This window comes from Sphingomonas panacisoli (assembly GCF_007859635.1).
GTDB classification, from domain to species: Bacteria; Pseudomonadota; Alphaproteobacteria; order Sphingomonadales; family Sphingomonadaceae; genus Sphingomonas; species Sphingomonas panacisoli.
Genome location: NZ_CP042306.1, coordinates 1283697 through 1307699, shown reverse-complemented (window position 1 = coordinate 1307699; position 24003 = coordinate 1283697). Strand labels below are relative to the sequence as shown.

The following is a 24003-nucleotide window of genomic DNA, read 5'->3' as shown; positions in this document are numbered from 1 at the left end:
CGCATCACCATTGCCCCCGGTAGTCGTGGTTCTCGGTCGCCATTTCCTTCAGGCTGGTCGGCCCACCCTCAGGACAGCTCGCGCGGCGGCCGATGGTCGATCCGGCGGCGGGCGTCTCGCCCCGCGCCAGCGCCTCGAGCACCGCGATCGTGCGGTCGTAATCGAGGTCTTCGTAATTATCGTCGTTGATCTGGACCATCGGCGCGTTGGCGCACACGCCCAGGCACTCGACCTCGGTCAGCGTGAACAGGCCATCAGGCGTCGTCCGCCCCTTGACCAGCCCGTGGTTCTTGCACGCCGCCAGCACATCGTCGCTGCCCGCCAGCATGCACGGCGTCGTGCCGCAGACCTGGACGTGATAGCGACCGACCGGCGCCATGTTGAACATCGTGTAGAAGGTCGCGACCTCGTAGACGCGCATGTACGGCACGCCGATCGCCCGCGCGACGAACTCGATCACCGGGACCGGCAGCCAGCCCTGCGTGTTGGTTTCCGCCCCGACCTGGCGCTGGGCGAGATCGAGCAGCGGGATCGACGCCGATTGCTCGCGGCCCGGCGGATAGCGGCCGATCACTTCCTTCGCCTTGGCGGCGTTCGCGTCGGTCCACGCGAAATCACCCCAGCGCGCGCGGACTTCGGCTTCGTCGGGGATTTGAGGGGCTTCAGCCATTGTTATTCTCGTGAGTTTGGCTGCCAGATTGCCAGAACGCGTCCCAAAACCCTCGGCCGATCATGTAAACAATGAATAGCCCCGCCGTGACGTATAGGACCGTGTCAAAATTCGACTGGAAATAGCTGTCGACGGTGGAACCCCTCGCAAACAGGTGAACGGCGAATGCAGACAGCGCGATGGCAGCTAAGATCGCCAGAAAATAAAACAGCCCGACGATCTTCGAAGATGCGAAAGAACCGCCCTTGTCAAACCGGTCGCCGAGTTTGTCTCCAGCATCATAAAGAGTGTGCCACGGCGTCTTCACCGGTCGCACTCCCCGAACACGATGTCGAGCGCGCCCAGGATGGCGGTTGTGTCGGCGAGCATGTGGCCCTTCGACATGAAGTCCATCGCCTGGAGGTGGCTGAACGCGGTCGGGCGGATCTTGCAGCGGTACGGCTTGTTGCTGCCGTCGGCGACCAGATAGACGCCGAACTCGCCCTTGGGGCTTTCGGTCGCGACATACACGTCGCCCGCGGGGACGTGATAGCCCTCGGTATAGAGCTTGAAGTGATGGATCAGCGCTTCCATCGACTGCTTCATCTCGGCGCGCTTGGGCGGGACGACCTTGCGGTCGTCGCTCGCGATCGGGCCGGCGGGCATCTCCGACAGACACTGCTTCATGATGCGGACCGACTGGCGGACTTCCTCGACGCGGACCATGAAGCGGTCGTAGCAGTCGCCGCGCGTGCCGACCGGCACGTCGAAGTCCATCTTCGCATAGGCGTCGTACGGCTGCGACTTGCGCAGATCCCACGGAATGCCCGAGCCGCGGATCATCGGGCCGGAGAACCCCCAACGTACCGCGTCCTCGCGGCTCACGACGGCGATATCGACATTGCGCTGCTTGAAGATGCGGTTGTCGGCGACCAGGCTGATCGCGTCCTCGAACAATCGCGGCACGCGCGTGTCGAGCCAGTCGGCAATGTCGGTCAACAGCTTGAGCGGCACGTCCTGATGCACGCCGCCAGGCCGGAAATAGTTCGAGTGCATCCGCGCGCCCGACGCGCGTTCGAAGAAGTTGAGGCAATCCTCGCGCAGTTCGAACATCCACAGGTTCGGCGTCATCGCGCCGACGTCCATGACGTGGCTACCGAGGTTGAGCATGTGATTCGAAATGCGCGTCAATTCGGCGAAGAAGACGCGGAGATATTGCGCACGGATCGGCACTTCGAGATCGAGCAGCTTTTCGACCGCGAGCACGAAGCTGTGCTCCATGCACAGCGGCGAGCAGTAATCGAGCCGGTCGAAATACGGCAGCGCCTGCGCGTAGGTCTTGTACTCGATCAGCTTTTCGGTGCCGCGATGGAGCAGCCCCACATGCGGGTCGACGCGCTCGACGATCTCGCCGTCGAGCTCCATCACGAGACGCAGAACGCCGTGCGCGGCGGGATGCTGCGGCCCGAAATTGATCGTGTAGTTCTGGATCTGTACGTCGCCGGTGGTCGGATCCTCGGCGTCGGTCCGGTCGAGCTGCTTGTCGATATAATCAGCCATTCTTCGGCTCCGGCTTCTTGCGCGCGCGGGCCGGCTTGGCGGGCTCGGTGGCGGTCGCGGCATCGGGCTTTACGCGCGGCTTCGCGGCGACTTTGCGTTGCTTGGGCGCTGCACCGGCTTCGGGCGCGGCGGCAACCTCCGCCTTCTTCACCGGCGGCTTGCGCGCGGGCTTGGGCTTTGCGTCAGGCTCGGCCTTCCCTGCCCCGGTCTGCGCCGACGTTTCGGTTGCCTTGGGCGTTGGGGGCGGCGGTGCGGGAGGCGTTGGCGGCGGCGGCGCCGCGGCCGGCGCCTTCTCGTCGCCCGGCAGGACGTATTCCGCGCCTTCCCACGGCGACATAAAGTCGAACGTACGGAAATCCTGCGCCAGCTTCACCGGCTCGTACGCGACGCGCTTGGTCTCTTCCGAATAGCGCAACTCGACATAGCCGGTCAGCGGGAAGTCCTTGCGCTGCGGATGCCCGACAAAGCCATAGTCGGTCAGGATGCGGCGTAGGTCCGGGTTCCCCTCGAACAGCACGCCGTACATGTCGTACACTTCGCGCTCGAGCCAGCCCGCGACCGGCCAGATCCCCGTCACCGACGGCACCGGCTTGATCTCGTCGGCCTGGACATGGACGCGGATACGGTGATTGCGGGTCAGCGAGAGCAGGCAATAGACCACTTCAAACCGGTCCGGCCGCTCCGGGTAATCGACCCCGGCGATCTCCATCAGCTGCTGATATTCGAGCCCCGGCGTGTCGCGCAGCAGGATCATCGTCTCGACGAGGCTTTCGCGGTCGATCGTGAACGACACTTCGTACGCGGCTTCGAGGCTCGACAGCACGCGCTTGCCGAGCGTCTTCTCGGCCGCGTCGATCACACCGTCATTGGGGGTATAGGCGGGCGCGGACGACTTCACCGCTCGATCGTTCCCGACCGGCGAATCTTCCGCTGCAACTGCATGATGCCGTAGAGCAATGCCTCGGCGGTCGGCGGACAGCCGGGAACGTAGATATCGACCGGCACGATCCGGTCGCAGCCGCGCACGACGCTGTAGCTGTAATGGTAATAGCCGCCGCCATTAGCGCAGCTGCCCATCGAGATGACGTATTTGGGCTCCGACATCTGGTCGTAGACCTTGCGCAGCGCCGGCGCCATCTTGTTGCAGAGCGTGCCGGCGACGATCATCACGTCCGACTGACGCGGCGATGCGCGCGGCGCGGCGCCGAAGCGTTCGAGATCGTGGCGCGGCATGTTGACGTGAATCATTTCCACCGCGCAGCACGCCAGGCCGAATGTCATCCACCACAGTGAGCCCGTACGCGCCCACTGGAACAGCTCCTCGGTCGAGGTGACCAGGAAACCCTTGTCGGTCAGCTCGCCGTTCAGGCCGTCGAAGAACGCCTGATCGGGCTGGATCGCGCCGGCGCCGGTGTTCATCGGCAGCTCGACGGGGCCGGAATGCGGGGTGATCAGATTGCTCATTCCCAATCCAACGCTCCCTTCTTCCATGCGTAGACAAGGCCCAACGCCAGTTCGGCGATGAAGATCATCATCGACCCCCACGCCACCCAGCCGAGCTCGAACACGCTGACCGCCCAGGGATAGATGAACGCCGCTTCGAGATCGAAGATGATGAACAGGATCGCGACGAGGTAGAACCGCACGTCGAACTGACTGCGCGGATCCTCGAACGCGGGGAAGCCGCACTCATATTCGCTGAGCTTTTCCGGGTTCGGCTTGTGCGCGCCGGTGAACCGCGCGGCGATCATCGGCAGGAACACGAAGGCGGAACTCAGGGCGAGCGCGACCCCCAGGAACAGGAGGATCGGCAGATATTGCGATAGGTCGACCAAAGGCTTTCTCTCGCGAGTGCGAAGCGTTGCGGTCCCTCTAGGACGGCACCCCAAAACGGGCAAGGGCGAGAGGCGTGAGAATGACTCGCAATTAGCGCGCGTTGCGCGTGGTCAGGCGGCGCTGGCGACGGGCCGGATCGTACCCAGTTCGTAGCGGTTCCGGCCGCCGAGTTTCGCCTGATAGAGCGCGGCATCGGCGGCGATGGTCAGTTCGTGCATCGACCGGCCGAGCGCCGGCTCCATCGCCGCAACGCCAAGGCTGATCGTGATCTTCTCTGGAAGCGCGTACGCCGGGTCGGCGCTGCACTTGGCGACCATCACGCGGACGCGCTCGGCGATCGATGCGGCACCGGCCAGATCGACGCCGGGCAGGATCAGCATGAACTCCTCCCCGCCCTGTCGCGCGGCGAGATCGATGGGTACGCGGATGCCCTGTTCGAGCATCGCGGCGACCGCCTGCAGCGCGCGGTCGCCCTCGTCATGGCCGTGCGTGTCGTTGAACCGCTTGAACCGATCGACGTCGATCGCGACCACCGCCAGCGACCCGCCGCTCCGCATCGCCCGCGTCCACTCGTCAGCGAGCCGCATGTCGCGCGAGCGGCGATTGGCGAGCCCGGTCAGCGGATCGGTGCGGCTGACGCGTTCGAGCGCGTCGCAGGCCTGTTCGAGTTCGCGACCCCGTTCGCCGAGTGAATCCACCAACGCCTGGTTCGCCGTGGCGAGACTGAACGCACGCGTGATCTGGTTGCCGAGCCGGCGGCTGATCGCGGACATCGACACCGCCAGCGCCAATCCCGCCCCTGCCAGCACCGCATGCCCCGGTCGGCCCGAGATGGCGAGCCCGAACGCCGCCGACAACGACACCGGGATCGCGAAGATCACATAGACCGGCCAATACGCGACGTTGGCGATCGTCATACTGATCGCGGCGAGCGTGATGCAGACGACGAACATGACTTGGTTGTCGGTGCCGACCGCCAGCATCCAGCCGACCGCGCCGCTCCAAAGGATCGCCGACAAGCCGGCGAACAGCATCAGCAGTCGCGCCACCGAGCGCGCGGGGACGGGATCGAGTTTCCCCTATGAAATCCTACCGCGGCACCGGTCCGGGCGGCGCACAACACGACGGTCGTGGCGAGCCAGGCGAACAACCCGCCCGAGCGCTCCGGGGTCCAGAAATACATCGCCATCAGCGCCGAACCGAGCAGGTCCATCGCGATCGTCGGCAGCGCCAGCGCATAGACCGCGTTGACCCGCGCTCTGAGCAGGGCGTCGTCGATCGTTCGATGCGTACCGTCGGACATAGTCCGCGCGTAGGCCCGTCATCGTTAAGGGCGCGTTATGCTCGCGAGAAGGTCAGCGGAGCCGAAGTGCGCGGATCGGGGTCGGCCGTGCCGGTTTGTCGGCCGCGGCGACCCCGCCATCGCCATAGCGGTCCCATTGCGGATCGGCGACGTAGAGCAACCGGTTCCCGACCACGACGCAGAGCGACGGCTCGCCCCAGGCCGGATTGCCGCGCTCCAGCACGTCAAGCCGCTCGACGCGATCGCCCGTCTTGGACAGATGGAGCCGTAGGATCCGGACCGGGCCGACGCCGTTCTGAATCGCGATCAGGTCGCCGTTATAGCCGACCAGCGCGTCGATACCGTCGAGCATCATCGTCTCGTCGCCGAGGATCCGGGTGATGCGCCCAGTGGACCGCTCGACCGCCGCCAGCCCGTAACGATAATCGGCGACGTAGAGCCATTTCTGATCCCGCGACAGCACCATCCCCTGGCTGCTGAAAAAGCGCCCGGGCGCGATGAACGTTTCGAGCTGCGCACATCCCGGCCGGCACCGATAGATTCCGCCCTTCAGACCATCGGACGCATACACCGTACCGTCCGCCGCCACCGCGATATCGCCCAAGGTCGCGTTCGATCCGGCCGGTGCGAGAATAGTGGCAGGCTTGGCCGAACCACGCACATCGACCGCAAGCAACCCGGTGAAGGTCGCGACGTTCCTGGGCGTCTGCTCGATCGAGGCCGACGCGATCCACAATTTCCCCCGCACAGGGTCATACGCCCCGCCGAACAAGCTGCCGAAGTCCCCCGCCGCCGCGACCGTTGCGCCGTTGGGCGGCGTCAGCGCAAGCAACTGGCGATCGACCACGGTCGCCGCATAGAGCCTCTTCGCGCGGCTATCCCACATCAGTCCTTCGATCAGGCGATGCGATTCGGGCACCGTCGTGAAGAGCGTGCTGGCCCCGGTCGGCGCGATATTGGCATCGAACCGCGGTGACAGCGCCGCCATCGCGTCTGCGCCGATGAAGGCCCCCACCCGTGTCCGCGACCCCTGCGACAGACTGGCGCCCATCGCGGCGAGCCGGCGCGCCGCGTCGAGCGCCCCCGCCTTGTCGCCGCCCTCCATCGCCGCCCCAAGCCGGCGACGCTGCAAATTCGAGCTGTTGGGGAACAGCGCCGCCGCGGCGTCTATCTGCTGCGCACTGCCGAGCGCGATCTCGGTCCCCGGCCACGCGGTCGATGCGGGTTGGACCGGCAGTTCCGCAAAGGCCGAACTCGCGGCGAGAAACAATCCAATCGTCAATCCCACCCGCATATCGTGAACCTCCGCTCACATATTACGTATCGAACTACCGACCAGTTTGTGAAGCTTAGAATGCAGGGCGTCGTTTGCTGCGAGATATTCGTTTCGTTCTATCGGCCGGTCCCCGCCGCGGAAGTCGGTGACGAAGCCGCCCGCTTCCTTGACCAGCAATATCCCCGCCGCGACGTCCCACGGCTGCAGGTTCGCTTCCCAATAACCGTCGAAGCGGCCCGCCGCGACCCAGGCGAGGTCGAGCGACGCCGCGCCAAGCCGACGGATACCCGCCACTTCCGGAGCGATCGCACCGAAAATCCGGCTCCACTGCGCGAAATCGCCATGGCCGAGGAACGGGATGCCGGTGGCGATCAGGCTGTCCGCCAAATCGCGCCGCGCCGACACGCGCAGCCGCGCGTCCTGCAGCCAGGCGCCCTTGCCCTTCTCCGCCCAGAAGCTCTCGTCGGTCATCGGCTGATAGACCAAAGCCGTCGTCACTTCGCGCTTGCCCGACGCCAGCGGTTCCTCGACCGCGATCGATATCGCGAAGTGCGGGATGCCGTGGAGGAAGTTGCTGGTCCCATCGAGCGGGTCGACGATGAAACGCGGCTTGTTCGGATCGCCGGGCAGTTCCCCGCCCTCTTCCGCCAGGATCGCCCAGTCGGGGCGGGCGTGGCGCAGTTCCTCGACGAGCGTCTGTTCGGCGCGCTTGTCGGCCATCGACACGAAATCGGCCGGCCCCTTGCGGCTGACCTGCAAGTGCTGGACTTCGTTGAAGTCACGCCGCAACCGCGGCGCCGCCTTGCGCGCGGCGCGTTCGATGACGGTGAAAAGGCCTGAATGACTGGGCATCAAAACAACTCCCCCCTCCCTTTCAGGGAGGGGACGGGGGTGGGTGGCGTCCTGGGGTTATGGATGGGTCGGTCGAGCCGGACGCCGTACCGCGATCCGTCCACCCACCCCCAGCCCCTCCCTTACAGGGAGGGGAGTAACATCAATCGGCTCGCCTCACATAGGTCTGCTCGTACACATCGACAACGATCCGCGTCCCCGCGCCGATATGCGGCGGGACCATCACGCGCACGCCATTCTCCAGGATCGCCGGCTTGTAGCTCGACGACGCGGTCTGGCCCTTCACCACCGCGTCGGCCTCGACGATCAGCGCCTCGATCTGGTCGGGCAGCTGGACAGAGATCGGGCGCTCCTCCCAGAGCTCCATCACGACATCCATGCCGTCCTGCAGAAACGCCGCGGCGTCGCCCAATATGTCGGCGTCGAGCGTGATCTGCTCGTACGTGTTCTTGTCCATGAACGTCAGCGTGTCGCCGTCGCGGAACAGGAACTGGAAATCGACCGTGTCGAGCCGCACCTTCTCCAGGCTTTCCGCCGAGCGGAACCGGACGTTGTTCTTGCGCCCGTCGATCAGGTTCTTCATCTCGACCTGCATATAGGCGCCGCCCTTGCCGGGCTGCGTGTGCTGGATTTTCACCGCGCGCCAGATGCCGCCTTCATATTCCAGGATGTTGCCGGGACGAATCTCGACCGCGTTGATCTTCATTGTGCTGCCTGTGGAAATAGGAAAGCGCGGCCTTTAGCCAGCGCTGCCCGATCCGGCAAGCACGGCCCCGAACGCGGCGACCGCCGCCGCCTCGTCCCCGCCCCATACGGCGTGCGACACCGCGAGGAAATCGGCGCCCGCGGCGACCAATGGTGCGGCGTTTGCAGGCGTGATCCCGCCGATCGCGACGCTGGGCAGCTCGAACAACGTCGACCACCAGCTCAGAATGACGGGATCGGGCCGGTGCTCGGTCGTCTTGGTCGTGGTCGGATAGAAGGCGCCGAACGCGACATAGTCGGCGCCGGCATCGCCCGCCTCCATCGCGAGATGGCGGCTGGCATGACACGTGACGCCGATCTGCACATCGGGGCCGAGCGCCACGCGCGCCTCGCGCGGATCGCCGTCGTCCTGGCCCAGATGCACGCCGTCCGCGCCGAGCCGTTTGGCGAGCGACACGCTGTCGTTGACGATGAACGCGACCTCGCGGTCGGCGCAGATCCGCTGAAGCGGTTCGGCGAGCCGCGCCGCCTCGTGCTGGTCCACATCCTTCACGCGGAACTGGAACGCCGCGACCGGCCCGCCATCGAGCGCGCGCGCCAGGCGATCGGCGAACCCGCCGGTCACGTCGAGCGGCGAGATCAGATAGAGCTGGCACGCCGGCCGCCGTATGTCGCGCGTGAACCCCGCGGCGAAATTGGGGTCGAGCGGGCCGAGCGGGCCGAGCGGGTCTTCGTCGAAATCCATCGCCCGCCTGTAGCGTTTTTCGCCGGAGTGTCGAATGCGGCGTGGGGCTAAATCGGCTTAAGTTGACACCAGGGTGACACTAGCGGCGTCGCCCGCCGGCCCCCCGTACTCCTGCGAGCAGGAGCTCAGGATAGCGCGGGCAGTGCTGTCCCTAAGGCTCCTGCTTTCGCAGGAGCACGATGGCGGGAGCGTCACGATATCAAAGAGCCCGGCAAGGCTGTCAGGCGAAATCCTACATTGCAAGCCTGTCGGCTATTGGGTGGAAAGCAGCCATCCTTGTGCTGCGAACCGCTCCGCTTAACAACAAAAGGGCGCCGATCTTACGACCGACGCCCCGATTTACCGAAGTCGAGAAAGCTTAGGCGTAGCGCACCGTGGTCGCCACCTTCGAGCGACGCCGCAGCGCTCCACCGACCGCGCCGAAGCCCACCAGCATCATTGCCCAAGTCGCAGGCTCGGGCACCGCGCCGGTCGCGCGCGAGACGGTGAAGGTCGACACGGTGTTGTTCGTGCTGCCGGCGGTGCTGCCGGTCGACGGATACGTCGCGATATACAGCGCATAGCTGTTCGCGCCCGTCGAGTAGAGATTGTAAAGCAGATTGTTGCCGACGATGCCGAAACCAACGCCATTACCGGTCAGATAAGGCGCCGTCGAAGAGAACACATTGTCGATTTTGTCATTGACGGAATCGACCACCGTGCCGGGCGCATAAAGCTGATCGATGGTTGCGCCGTTGTACTGGCCGCTGATGCCAGTGATCGTCGAACCGGTGACGGTGAAAGTCCCGCTGGCCGAAATGGGCGTGCTCGTGGGCGTGCTACCGGTGAACGAGAAGTTGTAGCTTTGCGCCAACGCCGGAACCGCAACAAGTGCGGTGGACGCGGCAGCAAGTGCGATGAGTGTCTTCATGACGTTAGTCCCCTGTTAAGCGTACTGCGTCGAACCTGTGACACGGGCAGCCAATTTTACAAATCGACCAATGACTTGATGTGAATCATGTCCGTGTCAGATCGGGACACGCGACTAAATCCAGCTCGGTAATCCACACCTGAACTGCGTTCGGCTTGGCGCGCTCTTGCGGGCCGTGGGCGTCGTCCTCGGTTAGGCCGCTGTTGGGTCGAAAGCAGTCTTAGCCAACGACCGCCAGCAGAAACCCGTCCCACTTCTTCACCCCGACCGTCTGCACCGCCGTCGCGGTCAGCCGCGGGTGTGCCGCAACCGCCTCGAACAGTGCCCGCGTGCCCTGGATCCGCTCGTCCGCGCTGTCGGCGTCGAGCACCCCGCCTTCGCGTACCACGTTGTCCACCACGATCGTCGTACCCGGCCGCGACAAGCGGATCGCGTGGTCGATATAGGCCGCGTTGTTCTGCTTGTCGGCGTCGATGAACACGAAGTCGAACGGGCCGGTCAGCGTCGCGAGCGTGTCGAGCGCAGCGCCTTGGAGCACCGTCACTCGGTCGGCGAGCCCGGCGGCGGCGATGTTCTCGCGCGCCACGCTCGCATTGTGATCGACGAGTTCGAGCGACACCAGTTCGCCGTCCTCCGGCAACGCGCGCGCCAGCCAGATCGTCGAATAGCCACCGAGCGTCCCGACCTCCAGGATGCGCTTCGCCCCGGCCATTCGCGCCATCAGGTGAAGCAATTTGCCCTGCACCGGCGCGACCGCGATGTCGTCCAGCCCGCGCGCGGCGCTGTTCGCCACCGCGGCGTCGAGCGCGGCGTCGGCGGGCAGCAGATGCTGCTCGATATAATGATCGACCGCGGCCCAGCCCGCGTCCTGGGGCTGCGTCCGCTCGACCATCAGGCGGCGTCCGCGCTCTTGACGGTCGATGCCGCGTAGATTTCGTCGATCGCCTCGGCCAGCGCGGCATCGAACTCGGCATCGGTCATCTGGAACCGCAGATCCTCGAGCAAGGCGCGGCTGAAGCTCGCGATCATACCCTTGTTCTTCGCCAGTTCGGCGCACGCGTCGTGGCGATTATACCCGCCCGACAGCGCCACGACTTTCAATACGCGGGGGTGCGCGACCAACGCGTCATACTGGCCGGCGTGCGCGGGCAGCGACAGCTTGAGCATCACCTTGGCGTCGCCCGACATCGCGTCGAGGGCCTTGTGCAGTTCGTCGGTCAGGATTTCGTCGCACTGCGCGCGTTCGGCGCTCTTGATGTTGGTTTCGGGCTCGAGGATCGGGACAAGGCCGTGACTGAGGACCTGCTGGCCCACCTCAAACTGCTGCTTGACGATCGCGGCGATGCCTTCGCGGTTGGCGAAGTTGATCACCGACCGCTCCTTGGTCCCGAACATGCCGAGCTTCGCGGCGCGCGCGAGCAGAGCGTCGAGCTCGGGCATCGGCTTCATCATCTGGACGCCGTTGACTTCGTCCTGCAGGCCCTTGTCGATCTTGATGAACGGCACGACGCCGCGGTCGTGGAGCACGGTCGGCGTCGGTTTTCCGTCGATCTCGCTGTCCATCGTCCGCTCGAACAGGATCGCTGCGACCACCTTGCCGCTGCCGAACGCCGGGGCGGTAATGATCCGCGCGCGCATCGCCTGGATCAGCGCATACATCTCGGTATCGTTCGAGTACGCATCCGCCTCGATGCCGTAGCCCTTCAGCGCCTTGGGCGTCGATCCGCCCGATTGGTCGAGCGCGGCGATGAAGCCGTGTCCGGCGGCGATCTTGGCGGTCATGTCGGCGGTGTTCATTGGGTCCCCCACGATGATTTTTTATCTATGGCGCGGCTGATAGAGACGGGCGCGGTCATCCGCAACCGCGGGAAAAACGCGCGATTGACCCGCGACGGGCCCCTTGCCACACTCGCCAAGGGCAGAAGAACGGGGCGTCATGTATCGACGAGCGATCAAGGCGATAGTGACCGGCTTTGCGCTTCTGATGGCGGCGCAGGCGGGATCGGCGACGTCCAGCGCCGACATCATCGACCGCTTTCGCTTCACCCTGGCCGACGGCACCAACCTGACCACCGCGAACCTGCGCGGGCGCGTGGTCATGGTCAATTTCTGGGCGACGTGGTGCGTGCCGTGCCGCACCGAATTGCCGCTGCTCAACCGTTATTATCGCGCGCATCGGGCCGAGGGGCTGGTGATCATCGGGGTCGCCGCCGATCCCGGCGCGGGCGGGCGCGGACAATGGCTGTCGCCGACCATTTCCTATCCGCAGGCCGCGCATGTCGGCGGACCCGATTATCGACTGATGTGGGTGCCGATGACCTATGTGATCGGCCGCGACGGCAAACTGGTCTACGCCAAGTCGGGCGTGTTCGATCAGGACAAGCTCGACACGATCGTCGGGCCGCTACTCAAGAAGCGCTGAGCGCCTTCACCCCGGGCAACTCCTTGCCCTCCATCCATTCGAGGAACGCGCCGCCGGCGGTCGAGATGAAGGTCATGTCGCCGGCCACGCCGGCCTGATTGACCGCCGCGACGGTGTCGCCGCCGCCCGCGACCGACACCAAGGAGCCGTCGCGGGTCAGCGCGGCGACGGTCTTGGCCAGGCTCATCGTCGCGACGTCGAACGGCGGCGTCTCGAACGCGCCGAGCGGGCCGTTCCACACCAGCGTGCGGCAATTCTTGAGCACGTCGCCCAGCGCCTCGGTCGCGGCAGGACCGATGTCGAGGATCATCTCGTCGGGCGCGACTTCATGGACGTTGACGGTGCGCGTCGCGGGGTTGGGCTTGAACTCGGTCGCCACGACGACGTCGTAAGGCAAGTGGATCGTGCAGCCGGCGCGGTCGGCGGCGTCGAAGATTTCTTCCGCGGTACCGGTCAAATCGTGTTCGGCGAGTGACTTGCCGACATTCACCCCGCGCGCGGCGAGAAACGTGTTGGCCATCCCGCCGCCGATGATCAGGTGATCGACCTTGTCGACCAAGTGGCGCAGCACGTCGAGCTTGGACGACACCTTGGCCCCGCCGACCACCGCCGCGACGGGATGCTCGGGCGCGCCGAGCGCCTTGTCGAGGGCGTCGAGTTCGGCTTCCATCTGGCGACCCGCGAACGCCGGGAGCGTGCGCGCGAGGCCCTCGGTCGAAGCATGCGCGCGGTGCGCGGCGGAGAAGGCGTCGTTGACGTAGAGGTCGCCGAGTGCGGCAAACATCGCAACAACTTCCGGGTCGTTCTTCTCTTCGCCTGCGAAGAAACGCGTATTTTCCAAGACCGCGAGATCGCCGTCCTTCAACATCGCGATCGCCTCGCTGGCACCGTCGCTGTCGATGAAGCGCACCGGTCGGCCGAGCACCTGTTCGAACGGCTTGGTGACGATCGCCAAGCTCATCTCGGGGTTACGCTGCCCCTTGGGCCGCCCGAAATGCGCGAGCACAACGACCTTCGCGCCCTTGTCGGCGAGTTCGGCGACCGTCGGCACCGCGGCGCGCAACCGCGTGTCGTCGGTCACCGCGCCGTCGGCCATCGGGACGTTCAAATCCTCGCGCACCAGCACGCGCTTGCCGGCGATGTCGCCCATGTCGTCGAGCGTTTTGAAAGTGCGCGGCATCAGTCCCTCCGTCATCCCAGCGAACGCTGGGATCTCAGGCAGTAATTCCTCTCACGAGATGCCAGCTTTCGCTGGCATGACGGTCGAGATCAAATCAGCGCCGCCATCGCCTTGGCGGTGTCGACCATGCGGTTCGAGAAGCCCCATTCGTTGTCGTACCAACTGACGACGCGGACCAGCTTGCCGTCCATCACCGCGGTCTCCAGGCTGTCGACGGTCGACGAGGCGGGATCGCCCTGCAGATCGATCGAAACCAGCGGCTCGTCGGTATAAGCCAGCACGCCCTTGAGCGGCCCGCTGTCCGCGGCCGCCTTGAGCGCGGCGTTGACCTCGTCCTTCGTGACGTCGCGCGACGGCGTGAAGGTCAGGTCGATCAGCGACACGTCGGGGGTCGGCACGCGGATCGCCGAGCCGTCCAGCTTGCCCTTCAGTTCGGGCAGCACTTCGGCCACCGCGCGCGCGGCACCGGTGGTGGTCGGGATCATCGACATGCCCGCAGCGCGCGCGGCGCATATCGCCATGGATCTGGTCGAGTATCTTCTGGTCGTTGGTATAGGCATGGACCGTGGTCATCAGCCCGCGCTCGATTCCGAACGCCTCGTGCAGCACCTTGGCGACCGGCGCCAGGCAATTGGTCGTGCACGATGCGTTCGACACGATCGTGTGGCCGGCCTCCAGCTTGTCGTGGTTGACGCCGAACACGACAGTCAGATCGACGCCCTTGGCCGGCGCCGAGATCAGCACCTTCTTGGCGCCGGCATCGATATGCTTCTGCGCGCTTTCGCGGTCGGTGAAGAAGCCGGTGCATTCGAGCACCAGATCGACGCCCAATTCCTTGTGCGGCAGGTTCGCCGGATCGCGCTCGGCGGTGACACGGATGTGCTTGCCGTCGACGACCAGATTCTGGCCTTCGTGATGGACGTCGCCGTCCCACTTGCCGTGGATCGAGTCGCGCTTGAAGAGGAAGGCGTTGGATTTGGCGTCGCCCAGATCGTTGATCGCGACGAGCTCCAGCCCCGTGTCCTTCTGCGCCAGCATCGCGCGCGCCACCAGCCGCCCGATCCGCCCGAACCCGTTGATCGCAACCTTCACCGCCATGAGTATCGCTCCTCCAGAAGCCGGCGCGCGCATGGGGCCAGCAGTCGCGGGTCCCTGTGGGGATCGCACTGCGATGCGTCAACCGTTAGCCGGGCCGAATCGATCTTGTCGCGCCCCCTGCCCGTGCTATTCCCTTAACCATGGCAGACGTTTCCCCGACCGACCGCATCGACGCCGCGCTCGCCCGGATCGAGCGCGCGGTGCAAACGCGCGAGCGATCGACTACCGACCTGAAACAGCGCCACGACGCCTTGCGCGCGCGGGTCGGCGAAGCGATCGCCGCGCTCGACTCGTTGGGAGCGAAGAATGGCTGAAGTCACGCTGACGATCGGCGACCGCCGCCACAACGTCACCTGCCGCGACGGGGAGGAAGCGCAATTGCGCCGGCTGGGAGACATGCTCGACCAGCGCTGGCCGTCCGCCAACCGCGCGTCGGGTGGGCTCAATGCCGAACGTACGATGCTGCTCGTCGCGCTGATGCTCGCCGACAGCCTCGATGCGGCCGAGAATCGGCCGTCGGGCGATGGCCCCAGCCCGGCCTTCCTCAATCGGCTCGCCGATCGGCTCGAAGGGATTGCCGACGCCCTTGAGAAACCGGCCGCGAGCGCCTAAATCCATGCATGGCGGGCACTGCCCGGTACGAGCCTTTATTATCCCTGAGGCTATTCATCATCCATGGGGGCTGTCCCTGCCCGGATCCTGGTCCGACGTATATGGCCCCCACCTGACGTACCGTGCGTCAGAGGATAACCCGGCCAACGGCCAAGGCGGTCCCGCCACCCGCGCCGCGCGCAGACATTTAGCTGCGCTAAATGCCAGACGCGCCAGCGCGGCCGGCGAGGCAAGGCCTCGTCCGACGACTTGGGCTTTGCCCAAGTCAGCCTGTCCTGAGCGCCTGCCTTGGCAGGCAGTCGAAGGGCGGCTTCGCCGCGGCGCGCTGCTCCGATGATCGACAAACCCGCCCTCCGCGCCCACATCCGCGCCACCCGCGACGCCTTCGTCGCAAGCAATCCGCCGCCAATCACGGTCCCCGACGCCTTCCGCGCCCGCCTCTCCCACGGCCTGACCGTCACCTCCTACGTCCCGATGGGCAGCGAAGCCGACCCATCCCCGCTCGCCCGTACCGCGACCGAGGCCGGCTGCGTCCTCGCCCTTCCCCACGTCACCGTCCGCAGCGAGCCGATGCGTTTCCTCGCGTGGGAAACCGAAGCCGCACTCGAAGCCGGCCCGTTCGGGCTCAGCCAGCCCGCCGCCGACGCGATCGAGCTGCGCCCCGACATCATCCTGACCCCGATGCTCGCGTTCGACGCCAAGCTCGACCGGCTGGGCCAGGGCGCCGGCTATTACGATCGCGCCTTCGCACGCTTTCCAGACGCGTGGCGCGTCGGCGTGGCGTGGAGCGTCCAGCAGGTGGATGGTTTGCCCGTGGAACCGTGGGACATGACGCTCCACGCGATCGTGACCGAACGAGGATGGATGACGAGATGACCCCGAACGACCCTGGCGCCCCGCGCTGGCAGAAACCGATCGGCGTCCTCGCGATCCTCGCGCTGATCGCGATCTGGTGCGTCGGTGTCGCCAGCCTGTCGCCCTGGGTCGGACAATGGCACCCGCTGGTGCAATTGGTGTTTTATGTCACGGCGGGGGTCGCGTGGCTGTGGCTGCTGCCGATCAAGCGGATGTTGCGCTGGATGGAAACGGGACGATGGAAGGTATAGCGCCGCGGCGAAGCCCGTTGCAGGTAAACGATGCCCCGCATCGTTTAGGCCATGCCGGGGACATGGCCGACCTGCAACGCGTCGGTCGGAAACTGCGTTCCGCCGGCCGAGCTTGCGCGTCTTGGAAATAGCTTCCGCTATTGCCATGCGCGCTGCGCTATGGCGCGAGTGACGGGGCTCGAACCCGCGACCTCCGGCGTGACAGGCCGGCGCTCTAACCAACTGAGCTACACCCGCTTGGAAAGCGTGAGGCGCGGCCACTAAGCGAGCGGCCCTACCCTGTCAACAACCGTTCCCGACTAATTGCGACGAAGGCTGAATCGCGGTTTCGGACGCTCTCGCACCAAGGTGCCGCGCTCGAACAGGAAGCCCGCGATATCCGGCTTGCCCGCCGCGCCGACCACGGTCTGGATGATGATCAGCAACGGCACCGCTAGCAGCGCGCCGGGCGTGCCCCACACCCAGCTCCAGAAGCTCAGCGAGATCAGGATCATCACCGGATTGATCGTCAGTCGATGCCCGACGATCAGCGGCGTCACGACGTTTGCCTCGAGCAGATGGCATCCGATCATGATGAACGCGGGAAACAGCGCGTACCAGATGTCGTCGAACGTCATCAGCCCGCCGATCGCGAGCAGCAACGCGGCGACGATGGGCCCGAAATACGGCACGTAGTTGAGCAAGGCGACGATGCCGCCCCACATCGCCGGATAGGGCATCCCGATCGCCCACAACGCCGTCCCGACGATCGCGCCGAGCACGACATTGATCATCGTGATCGTACCGAGATAGGCGGAGACGTCGTCGACCACGTCCTGGATCACCCGGGCGGTCGCCATCGCGCCACCGAAGCTCTGGCGGCTGGTGATCGTGTTGCGCCGCGTACGGCTCCAGCCGGCGAGGAAGAAGAAGACGACGAGCACGCCGAAGAAGACCTGGACGATCGCTGCCGGCGCCGACGTCGCGGCGAGTTCGAGCAACGATCCCGGCGGCGCGACCGCGGCGGTGGGTGCCGCCTTGACCGGCTGCGCGTTGGCGAGGTGCGTGATCGTGCGGTTGAGATACTTTTCGAGCGTCTGGTAAAGGTCGAGCAGCGGCGCCAGGTTGGTCTGGATACGGTCGATCCGTTCCGGCAGCTTGCGGAAGAACTCGATCGCCGGGACGATGATCGCCGCCAGCGCGACGTTGGCGAGCGCGAGGAAGCTGATCACGCAAATCAGCGACGCCAGCCACGACGGCAAGCGGCGGCGCTCGAGCCATTCGAGGATCGGGATCAGCGCGATCGCGATGACCAGCGAGATGGTGACGGGAAGGAAGAACTCCGCCCCCGCCTTCAACGCGAACGGCAGGCCGAGCAACAAGGCGACGCCTGCGATCAGCGTCAGGCCCGCGAGTAACCGGTCGCGGCGGTCGTCGATCGGCGCGGCCGCCTCATCGATCGGATCGTCGGCCGCCGGCTCGGGCGCCAGCGCGACGGTCGCGGCCCCGCCCAGCGATGCGCTGACCGCTGCACTCAGACCAGGTTCTTCGACGCCTTCCATGCCCCCGTCGTAGCGGCATTCCATCACAATGTAATCCCGGCTAGCCTTTCGCGATGAGTGAAACTTTACTGGTGATCGACGAAGGGACGACATCGACCCGCGCGATGCTGTTCGCGGCCGATGGGAAATGCATCGGGTCGCAGGCGGCCGAGCTGACTCAGCACTATCCAGCGCCCGGCCTGGTCGAGCATGACGCCGCCGAGATTTGGGACCGTACGTTCGACTGCACGAAGGCGATGGTCGAGAAAGCCGGCGGGGCGGACAAGATTGCGGCGATCGGCATCACCAACCAGCGCGAAACGATCGTGTTCTGGGACAAGACTACCGGCGAGCCGCTGACGCCCGCGATCGTCTGGCAGGACCGGCGCACTGCGCAGATGTGCCGCGACCTCAAGGCGGCGGGGCACGAACCGACCGTCCAGGCGCGGACCGGGTTGCTGCTCGATCCGTATTTCTCGGGCTCGAAGATAGGCTGGGCGATGGCGAATTGGCCGCAGCTCAAGGAAGCCGGCGATCGGCTGGCGGTCGGCACGATCGATTCGTGGCTGGTGTTCAAGCTGACCGGCGGACTTCACGTCACCGACGCGACCAACGCCAGCCGCACCGCGCTGATGGCGATCGGCAGCGGGCATTGGGACGACGGACTGATCGACTTGTTCGACGCCCCGCGCGCCGCCCTGCCCGAGATCGTCGATTGTGCGGGGAAATATGGCGAGACGACATTGTTCGGCGCGCCGATCCCGATCTGCGGCATGGCCGGGGATCAGCAGGCCGCGACGATCGGGCAAGCCTGTCTCGATCCCGGCGACACCAAGGCGACGTTCGGCACCGGCGCGTTCGTCCTGACGCAATATGGCGCGAAACAGCCGACGTCGAAGAACCGCCTGCTCGCGACGATCGCGTGGCAACTCGGCGGGCGCCGCGCCTATGCGTTGGAAGGATCGGTGTTCGTCGCCGGCAGCCTGATCCAGTGGCTCCGCGATTCGCTGAAGCTGATCGCAACGGCGCAGGACACCGAGGGGTTGGCGCGGTCGGTCGCGGACAATGCCGGCGTCTATCTCGTCCCCGCGCTGTCGGGGCTCGGCGCGCCTTGGTGGGAGGCGGAAGCGCGCGGCAGCATTTCGGGGCTGTCCTTCACCGCGACCCGCGCGCACGTCGTCCGCGCGGCGCTGGAGGCGATGGCGCATCAGGCGCACGATCTGAAGACCGCCTTCGCGGCCGACGGCGCCGACTGGAAGACGCTCAGGATCGACGGCGGGATGGTCGCGAACGACTGGATGGCGCAGGACCTGGCCGACATGCTCGACCTTGCCGTCGAGCGACCCGCTTTCGCCGAGACGACCGCGTTGGGCGCGGCGATGCTGGCCGGAGTCGGCTGTGGGCTGTTCAAGGATCTGCAGGCCGCCTCGGCAATGCGCGGCGAGATCGCGACGTTCGAGCCCGATATGATGGACGACACGCGGCAGACACGACTGAATGGTTGGGAAAACGCCGTGAAGTCGGTCGTCGCTTCCGCCTGATCGACCCCGTGCTCCTGCGAAAGCAGGAGCCTAAGGGCAGCGAAATAGCACATCACCCTGGGCTCCTGCCTGCGCAGGAGCACGAAGAAACTCAGGGCGTCCGGACCCCGTCGTCGAAATAGAGGTAGTCGGGCGAAAATTCGCCCGTGTGCGCCAGCCGATCGAAGTCCATTACCGTGACGATCCGGTCCGACACCTCGACCATCCCCGCCTCCCTCAGCACCCGTAGCGTACGGTTGACGTGGACCGAAGTCAGCGCGCACGCCTCCCCCAGATCCTGCTGCGTCAGTGGCCAGGCGAAGGTACCGTTCTCGACCAGCCCCACCGCGTCGAGCCGCGCATAGGTCTCGCACAGCATGTGCGCGACGCGGCCGACCGCGTCGAGTCGGCCGAGCCGGAAAATCCACTCGCGATGCAGCGCCGCGTCGAGCAGGGTCGAGAACCACAGAACACGGCCAAGATGCGGCATGCGTTCGATCAGGGCGGTCAGCTTGTCGTGTGGCGCATAGGCGACCTGGCATTCGCTGATGGTGGCGACGTCGTGATCGAGCCGCTGCAGCGGATAGCCGTGCAGATCGACGAAATCCCCCGGCGTCTGCACGCTGACGAGCTGCCGGTGACCGTCCGCGCCGTCCATGTAGCGGCACATGAAGCCGGAGATCAGAAACGTGCTGCGATTCACCACATCGCCACGGCTGGTCACCACCTTGCGCTTGGGCAGCGTGACGGGCGCGGTCAGAATTTCGTCCAGGCCCGACTTTTCTTCGTCGCTCAACTCGCGGCGACGGCGGTTCTTGAGGAAGTTATCGCTGAGCATGCGGATACTTTAGGTCCGCAACCGGCCGAATGACATTGATTTTTATCAAGGTGCGTCACGACCATCGAGTATCAATTGCAGGAACACCAGATCGAGCCAGCGCCCGAACTTTTCGGCGACCTGGGGGATGCGCCCGACCTCGCGAAAACCGAGTGCCTGATGCAGGGCGAGCGACACGTGGTTTTCGGCGGCGATCCCCGCCATCATCGCATGCTTGCCCGCCGCCTGCGCTCGATCGATCAGCGCCGCCAGCAGCGCCCGCCCGATCCCTTCGCGGTGCCGCGCCGGATCGACATAGATCGAATGTTCGACGGTGAAGCGATACCCGTCCCAAGCGCGAAACTCGCCGAACGACGCGAACCCCGCGATCGCACCGTCGATCTCGGCGATCAGCACCGGGAAGCCGTCGGCGCGCCGCTGCGCCAACCACGCTTCGCGGCCCGCCAGATCGGACAGCCGTGTGTCGAAGATCGCGGTCGTCTCCGCCACGGCATAATTGTACATCGGCAGGATTCCCGCGGCGTCGGCGGGCACGGCGTCGCGGATCGTCAGCGTCATGGCGGCGGACGTAGCCGCATTGACTTGGCTCGAAAAGGCGTCGCTACGTCGTCGATCGGCATCCGGGGGGAGTGCGATGACGGAAGAGCGAGCGGCCCGGACAATCACGCGCAGCCAGGTGGTCGGCGTGTCGCTGGGCAATGCGCTCGAATTCTACGATTTCCTCGTCTTCAGCTTCTTCGCGGTCCAAATCGGGCAATGCTTCTTCCCGGCGACCAATCCGCAATCGAGCCTGCTGCTCGCCCTCGCGACATTCGGTGCGGGGTTCCTGACCCGACCGCTCGGCGCGTTCGTAATCGGGAGCCTGGGTGACCGGCTCGGGCGACGGCCGATGATGCTGCTCTCGTTCGGCATGATCGGACTGTCCACGCTCGGCGTGGCGATCACGCCCTCCTACGCCGCGATCGGGCTGGCGGCACCGATCGCCGTCATCCTGTTCCGCCTGGTGCAGGGCTTCGCATTGGGCGGCGAGGTCGGGACCAGTACCGCCTTTCTCGCCGAAGCCGCACCGACGGAGAAGCGCGGCTGGTACATTTCGATGCAATTCGTCGGCCAAGGCGCCGCCACGCTGTTGGCCGGCGCGATCGGTGTCTTGCTGGCCGCCGTGATGGACGACACGGCGCTGTCGAGTTGGGGGTGGCGGATCGCGATGGCGATCGGCGCAGCGACCGTACCGGTCGGCTTGGCCTTGCGCCGGACGTTGCCGGAAACGCTGCACGAAACGGTGTCCGCTGCGGTGGCGCCGCCGATGAGAAGCTACGCCACGGTCGCGATGTTCGGCTTCGTCGCGATGCTCTCGGCGACGATCGGAACTTACGTCCTCAATTATATGACGACGTTCGCGAAAGCGACGCTGGGCATGCCGTCGGGCGTGGCGCTGGGTGCGACGATCGCGGTCGGGCTGGGCAACGTGATCGGCTCGGCGCTTGGCGGGTGGTTTTCGGACACACACGGACGGCGGCCGTGGATGATCTGGCCGATGCTGGCGCTGGCGATCGGCACCCTGCCTGCTTTCTGGTGGCTGGTCGGCGAACCCAAGGCGAGCACCTTGTACGCGGTCAGTTTCGGGCTGCGCGTGCTCCTGTCGATCGCCGCAGTCAGCGCGTTCATCGCGGTGACCGAAGCGCTACCGATGCGCGTACGTTCGGGCGCGGTGGCGATCGTCTATGCGCTGGCGATTTCGATCTTCGGCGGATCGACTCAATTCGTCATCGCCTGGCTGACCGGCGTCACCGGCAATCCGCTGTCGCCGGCATGGTATATGTTCGGGGCGACATTGCTCGGCTTGGTGGCGATGGCCTTCGCCCGCGAAACCGCGCCGGCGAAGGCCCCTGCCTCGCCCTAAAACGGCAGAGCGTGGAAGTATTTGAGCACGCCGAGCACGGCAATCAGGATCGCGATGGCGATGATAACGTTCGCCACGTTGAAGCTGCTGCGCTCGACGACGGTACGCTCGTCGGTGTTGATATCGGCCATAGGTACATCCTCCGTTCCGGCCCCTCAACGAAAACGCGCTGAGCCGGTTCCGGACAAAGGATGGTTACCGCGCTAGGCGGCTTGCTCCCCGCGGTCGGCGAACAGGCTTTTCAGGTCTTTTTTCAGGATCTTGCCGTTGGCGTTGCGCGGTAGCGTTTCGTGGACGAAGCGCACCGCGACCGGCGCCTTGAACGCCGCCAACCGCTCGCGCACCCAGGCTTGCAGTTCGCCCTCGCTCGCGGTCATGCCCGGCGCGAGGTGGACCACCGCCGCCGGCTCCTCGCCCAGCGTGCGATGCGGGATGCCGATGATCGCGCAGTCGGTCACTGCGGGATGCTCGTAAAGCGCGTTCTCCACCTCGGACGAATAGATGTTCTCGCCGCCACGGATCACCATGTCCTTGGCGCGATCGACGATATAGACGAAGCCTTCCTCGTCGAGGCGCGCGAGATCGCCGGTCCTAACCCAGCCGTCGACGAACGTTTCCGCCGACGCTTCGGGCTTGTTCCAATATTCCTTCACGATCATCGGCCCGCGCGCCCATAGCTCGCCGACCTCGCCGATCGGCAGCACGGTGACGCCGTCGTCGGCGCGGATTTCGAGATCGGCGACCGCGACCGGGGGCCCGGCGCTGGTCGGGCGATTGAGATAATCTTCCGACGAATGGCTGGTGACCGTGGCCATCGTCTCAGTCATGCCCCAGCCGTTCGACGGCAGCGCGCCGAACTCCTCGAAGATCTTCTTGACCAGTTCGGGCGCGGAAGGCGCGCCGCCATAGCCGATCGCTTCGATCGAGGAGAGGTCGTAGTTCGCCCGGTCGGGATGTTCGAGCAGCTGCCACGCGATCGTCGGCACGCCGCCGGTGAAGTGAACCTTCTCGCGCTGGATGATCTCCATCGCCTGGACCGGCTCCCACTTGCGCATGAAGATCATCGTACTGCCGCCCGCCATCGTTCCCATCAGCCCGGCCGAGCAGGCGGTGACGTGGAACATCGGGATCACGGTCAGCGTGGTGCGCGGGGTCGGATCGGGGATCGCCTCGCCGCGGCGCAGGAAGCTGCGCGCCGCCGCGAATCCCGCCGACATGATGTTGGTCATCAGATTACGGTGGGTGCCGAGCGCGCCCTTCGGATTGCCGGTGGTGCCGCTGGTATAGAAGATCGTCGCATCGTCATCGCTGTCGATCTCGACGCGCGGGCGGTCGGTGTCGGGCAACGTGCCCCAGATCGCCGGCGTACCGATGATGTCCTCAAGCGCCTGCGTTCCCGCGATCGGCGCGGGCGAGCGCGCGACGATCAATTGCTCGACGCCGGTCAGCGCCAGCAGATGGTCGGCGATCCGCGCATAGCGCTCGGCATCGACGATCAGCACCTTCGCCCCCGAATCCCGGATGCCGTATTCCAGCTCGGCGCCGGTCCACCACGCGTTGAGCGGCACCGCGATCGCGCCGATCGTCGTGATCGCGAAGAACACGACCGGCCATTCGGGCAGGTTGCGCATCGCGAACGCGACGCGGTCGCCCTTCCCCACGCCCATATCCTGCAGCGCGCGCGCCAGCGTCGCGGCGCCGCGATAGTTTTGTTCGAACGTCACCCGCTCGTCGTCGAGCATCGTAAACGTACGGTCGCCATGCGTGCGCGACAGGTCGAACAATTGGCCCAGGTCGTGCGGCGCGTTCTTCCACACTCTGGTCGGCACGCCGCGGATCGTCACCGTCTCCATTTCGAACTTCGATCCCGGCGCAGTCAGGGCCTCGCTCGCGTCCTTGAGCGACATCTTGGGCCAGGCCGGGTCCAGCGTGATTACGGGTTCGGTCGACACATGCTCTCCGTCTATC

Annotated in this window: 28 protein-coding genes, 1 tRNA gene and 1 pseudogene; 7 read left to right on the top strand and 23 right to left on the bottom strand. The window is 65.8% G+C overall.

The window, feature by feature from the left end:
- Window positions 1–4: 4 nt before the first annotated feature.
- The 15 genes from FPZ24_RS06645 to FPZ24_RS06575 form a co-directional block, all read right to left on the bottom strand.
- A complete protein-coding gene (locus FPZ24_RS06645; protein WP_146570385.1) occupies window positions 5–670 on the bottom strand; it encodes a complex I 24 kDa subunit family protein in 666 nt (221 codons plus the stop codon).
- On the bottom strand, window positions 663–977 hold the full coding sequence (locus FPZ24_RS06640) for a hypothetical protein (RefSeq protein WP_146570383.1): 315 nt from the start codon (window positions 975–977) through the stop codon (window positions 663–665). Before FPZ24_RS06640 ends, FPZ24_RS06645 begins: the two co-directional genes overlap by 8 nt.
- Window positions 974–2209 (bottom strand): NADH-quinone oxidoreductase subunit D, encoded by a 1236-nt coding sequence (locus FPZ24_RS06635; RefSeq protein ID WP_146570381.1) that lies wholly within the window; start codon window positions 2207–2209, stop codon window positions 974–976. Before FPZ24_RS06635 ends, FPZ24_RS06640 begins: the two co-directional genes overlap by 4 nt.
- Window positions 2202–3107: an NADH-quinone oxidoreductase subunit C gene (locus FPZ24_RS06630; protein WP_146570378.1), complete on the bottom strand. Its 906-nt coding sequence runs from the start codon at window positions 3105–3107 to the stop codon at window positions 2202–2204. The genes FPZ24_RS06635 and FPZ24_RS06630 overlap by 8 nt, the downstream gene beginning before the upstream one ends.
- The gene (locus FPZ24_RS06625; RefSeq protein ID WP_146574245.1) at window positions 3104–3628 is read right to left on the bottom strand and encodes a NuoB/complex I 20 kDa subunit family protein; all 525 of its coding nucleotides are present in this window, start codon (window positions 3626–3628) and stop codon (window positions 3104–3106) included. Before FPZ24_RS06625 ends, FPZ24_RS06630 begins: the two co-directional genes overlap by 4 nt.
- A 41-nt stretch (window positions 3629–3669) precedes the next feature.
- A complete protein-coding gene (locus FPZ24_RS06620; RefSeq protein WP_146570376.1) occupies window positions 3670–4044 on the bottom strand; it encodes an NADH-quinone oxidoreductase subunit A in 375 nt (124 codons plus the stop codon).
- A gap of 111 nt (window positions 4045–4155) precedes the next feature.
- A complete protein-coding gene (locus FPZ24_RS06615) occupies window positions 4156–5079 on the bottom strand; it encodes a diguanylate cyclase (protein WP_186729103.1) in 924 nt (307 codons plus the stop codon).
- On the bottom strand, window positions 5079–5348 hold the full coding sequence (locus tag FPZ24_RS06610; RefSeq protein WP_146570372.1) for a hypothetical protein: 270 nt from the start codon (window positions 5346–5348) through the stop codon (window positions 5079–5081). Before FPZ24_RS06610 ends, FPZ24_RS06615 begins: the two co-directional genes overlap by 1 nt.
- Window positions 5349–5400: 52 nt before the next feature.
- Window positions 5401–6636 (bottom strand): SMP-30/gluconolactonase/LRE family protein, encoded by a 1236-nt coding sequence (locus tag FPZ24_RS06605; protein ID WP_146570370.1) that lies wholly within the window; start codon window positions 6634–6636, stop codon window positions 5401–5403.
- A gap of 21 nt (window positions 6637–6657) precedes the next feature.
- Window positions 6658–7476, bottom strand: coding sequence for an inositol monophosphatase family protein (locus tag FPZ24_RS06600; protein WP_146570368.1), 819 nt, complete (start codon window positions 7474–7476; stop codon window positions 6658–6660).
- Between the two features lie 142 nt (window positions 7477–7618).
- Window positions 7619–8182, bottom strand: a complete 564-nt coding sequence (gene efp / locus FPZ24_RS06595; RefSeq protein ID WP_146570366.1) for an elongation factor P — start codon at window positions 8180–8182, stop codon at window positions 7619–7621.
- Window positions 8183–8215: 33 nt separating this feature from the next.
- Window positions 8216–8926, bottom strand: coding sequence for a thiamine phosphate synthase (gene thiE, locus FPZ24_RS06590; protein ID WP_146570364.1), 711 nt, complete (start codon window positions 8924–8926; stop codon window positions 8216–8218).
- Between the two features lie 358 nt (window positions 8927–9284).
- Window positions 9285–9836, bottom strand: a complete 552-nt coding sequence (locus FPZ24_RS17545; protein ID WP_240047647.1) for a PEPxxWA-CTERM sorting domain-containing protein — start codon at window positions 9834–9836, stop codon at window positions 9285–9287.
- A gap of 220 nt (window positions 9837–10056) precedes the next feature.
- Window positions 10057–10728 (bottom strand): O-methyltransferase, encoded by a 672-nt coding sequence (locus FPZ24_RS06580; RefSeq protein WP_146570362.1) that lies wholly within the window; start codon window positions 10726–10728, stop codon window positions 10057–10059.
- Window positions 10728–11633: a fructose bisphosphate aldolase gene (locus FPZ24_RS06575; protein ID WP_146570360.1), complete on the bottom strand. Its 906-nt coding sequence runs from the start codon at window positions 11631–11633 to the stop codon at window positions 10728–10730. The genes FPZ24_RS06580 and FPZ24_RS06575 overlap by 1 nt, the downstream gene beginning before the upstream one ends.
- Window positions 11634–11772: 139 nt before the next feature.
- Between FPZ24_RS06575 and FPZ24_RS06570 the strand changes: the two genes are divergently transcribed.
- Window positions 11773–12258: a TlpA family protein disulfide reductase gene (locus FPZ24_RS06570; RefSeq protein WP_146570358.1), complete on the top strand. Its 486-nt coding sequence runs from the start codon at window positions 11773–11775 to the stop codon at window positions 12256–12258.
- Here the strand turns inward: FPZ24_RS06570 and FPZ24_RS06565 are convergent.
- The gene (locus tag FPZ24_RS06565) at window positions 12245–13438 is read right to left on the bottom strand and encodes a phosphoglycerate kinase (protein WP_146570356.1); all 1194 of its coding nucleotides are present in this window, start codon (window positions 13436–13438) and stop codon (window positions 12245–12247) included. The two genes, FPZ24_RS06570 and FPZ24_RS06565, sit on opposite strands and share 14 nt — an antisense overlap.
- Before the next feature lie 89 nt (window positions 13439–13527).
- Window positions 13528–14536, bottom strand: a pseudogene (gene gap, locus FPZ24_RS06560) (type I glyceraldehyde-3-phosphate dehydrogenase).
- A 140-nt stretch (window positions 14537–14676) separates the two neighbouring features.
- Between gap and FPZ24_RS17080 the strand changes: the two are divergent.
- The 4 genes from FPZ24_RS17080 (at window position 14677) to FPZ24_RS06545 (ending at window position 16254) form a co-directional block, all read left to right on the top strand.
- Window positions 14677–14850 (top strand): hypothetical protein, encoded by a 174-nt coding sequence (locus tag FPZ24_RS17080; RefSeq protein WP_186729102.1) that lies wholly within the window; start codon window positions 14677–14679, stop codon window positions 14848–14850.
- Entirely contained in the window at window positions 14843–15148 is a 306-nt protein-coding gene (locus tag FPZ24_RS06555) for a cell division protein ZapA (protein WP_146570354.1), read from the top strand. Before FPZ24_RS17080 ends, FPZ24_RS06555 begins: the two co-directional genes overlap by 8 nt.
- A gap of 333 nt (window positions 15149–15481) precedes the next feature.
- A complete protein-coding gene (locus FPZ24_RS06550; protein WP_146570352.1) occupies window positions 15482–16024 on the top strand; it encodes a 5-formyltetrahydrofolate cyclo-ligase in 543 nt (180 codons plus the stop codon).
- The gene (locus FPZ24_RS06545; RefSeq protein ID WP_240047646.1) at window positions 16021–16254 is read left to right on the top strand and encodes a DUF2842 domain-containing protein; all 234 of its coding nucleotides are present in this window, start codon (window positions 16021–16023) and stop codon (window positions 16252–16254) included. Before FPZ24_RS06550 ends, FPZ24_RS06545 begins: the two co-directional genes overlap by 4 nt.
- A gap of 160 nt (window positions 16255–16414) precedes the next feature.
- On the opposite strand, the gene FPZ24_RS06540 is transcribed toward FPZ24_RS06545, so the two are convergent.
- Both FPZ24_RS06540 and FPZ24_RS06535 read right to left on the bottom strand, forming a co-directional pair.
- Window positions 16415–16491, bottom strand: a tRNA-Asp gene (locus FPZ24_RS06540).
- A gap of 62 nt (window positions 16492–16553) precedes the next feature.
- The gene (locus FPZ24_RS06535) at window positions 16554–17795 is read right to left on the bottom strand and encodes an AI-2E family transporter (protein ID WP_146570348.1); all 1242 of its coding nucleotides are present in this window, start codon (window positions 17793–17795) and stop codon (window positions 16554–16556) included.
- 53 nt (window positions 17796–17848) lie between these two features.
- On the opposite strand from FPZ24_RS06535, the gene glpK reads away from it, so the two are divergent.
- Window positions 17849–19315, top strand: a complete 1467-nt coding sequence (gene glpK, locus FPZ24_RS06530; RefSeq protein WP_146570346.1) for a glycerol kinase GlpK — start codon at window positions 17849–17851, stop codon at window positions 19313–19315.
- A 91-nt stretch (window positions 19316–19406) separates the two neighbouring features.
- Here glpK and FPZ24_RS06525 read toward each other — a convergent pair whose 3' ends face one another.
- Window positions 19407–20132, bottom strand: a complete 726-nt coding sequence (locus tag FPZ24_RS06525; RefSeq protein WP_146570344.1) for a Crp/Fnr family transcriptional regulator — start codon at window positions 20130–20132, stop codon at window positions 19407–19409.
- A gap of 45 nt (window positions 20133–20177) precedes the next feature.
- On the bottom strand, window positions 20178–20690 hold the full coding sequence (locus FPZ24_RS06520; protein WP_186729101.1) for a GNAT family N-acetyltransferase: 513 nt from the start codon (window positions 20688–20690) through the stop codon (window positions 20178–20180).
- Between the two features lie 76 nt (window positions 20691–20766).
- On the opposite strand from FPZ24_RS06520, the gene FPZ24_RS06515 reads away from it, so the two are divergent.
- Window positions 20767–22035: an MFS transporter gene (locus FPZ24_RS06515; protein ID WP_186729100.1), complete on the top strand. Its 1269-nt coding sequence runs from the start codon at window positions 20767–20769 to the stop codon at window positions 22033–22035.
- On the opposite strand, the gene FPZ24_RS17765 is transcribed toward FPZ24_RS06515, so the two are convergent.
- Window positions 22032–22166 (bottom strand): hypothetical protein, encoded by a 135-nt coding sequence (locus FPZ24_RS17765; RefSeq protein WP_275669362.1) that lies wholly within the window; start codon window positions 22164–22166, stop codon window positions 22032–22034. The genes FPZ24_RS06515 and FPZ24_RS17765 overlap by 4 nt on opposite strands.
- A 72-nt stretch (window positions 22167–22238) precedes the next feature.
- The gene (locus FPZ24_RS06510; protein WP_146574241.1) at window positions 22239–23942 is read right to left on the bottom strand and encodes a class I adenylate-forming enzyme family protein; all 1704 of its coding nucleotides are present in this window, start codon (window positions 23940–23942) and stop codon (window positions 22239–22241) included.
- Window positions 23943–24003 lie beyond the last annotated feature (61 nt).